At 61.6% G+C, this 835-nt stretch carries 1 protein-coding gene; it reads left to right on the top strand.

Annotated features, from left to right (window positions below):
* Positions 1 to 835 (top strand): hemagglutinin repeat-containing protein (locus KPG66_RS18250; protein ID WP_237071673.1); only part of this gene is annotated, 835 nt, incomplete at both ends.

The following is an 835-nucleotide window of genomic DNA, read 5'->3' as shown; positions in this document are numbered from 1 at the left end:
CTCAAGAGCGGCGGCGATACGAACGTCGTGGGCGCGAACGTGAAGGGCAATCGGGTGGTCGTCGACGTCCAGGGCGACCTGAATGTGGCGAGCGTCCAGGACACCAGCGTGAATGCGGCGCACCAGCATAGCGCGGGCGTCGGACTTAACGTGAGCCAGGGCGGGGGCAGTGCCAGTTTTAACGTGCAGAACGGCAACGCGCGTGGCAACTACGCGAGCGTTGCCGAGCAGGCGGGGATGCAGGCCGGCCAAGGCGGTTTTGACATCGCTGTGAAGGGCAACACCGATCTGAAGGGTGCGTATATTTCGAGCGAGGCTGCGAAAGATCAGAATCGCCTGAAGACTGGCACACTGAGCTACTCGGCTATCGAGAACCACTCGGATTACCAGGCGAGCACCTTCGGCATCAGCGGTGGCGCGACGACAGGCGACGGCGGCAATGTGTACAAGCCGACCGGATCAACTTCGGGCAAGAATACCGGGGGGGCGTCGCCGCTGTATCTGAGTGAAAGCGGCAGCAGTCGTGCCCGCACGCAAAGCGCGATCAGCGATGCTGAGATCGAAATCACGAACCCTGGTCAGCAAAAGCAAGATATCGCAGGACTGAACCGCCATACGACGAATCTGAACGGCCAGGTGGACAAGACGCCGGACGTCCAGCAGAGTTTGCAGAATCAGGGTGAGCTGATGAGCGCGATGCGTGACGCCGGTGAGGCGGTTGCGCGGCGGATCGGGGATGTGGCGGATGCTAAACGCGACGCTTTGCTCAAGGCGGCCGAGGAGAGCGACGATCCGCAACTGAAGCAGCAGTATCTAGCTGAAGCGGACCAATGGG

Source organism: Mycetohabitans sp. B2 (assembly GCF_021733735.1).
Taxonomy (GTDB): domain Bacteria; phylum Pseudomonadota; class Gammaproteobacteria; order Burkholderiales; family Burkholderiaceae; genus Mycetohabitans; species Mycetohabitans rhizoxinica.
The sequence above is the reverse complement of the archived record's forward strand: the minus strand, read 5'-3'. Positions and strand labels throughout refer to the sequence as shown.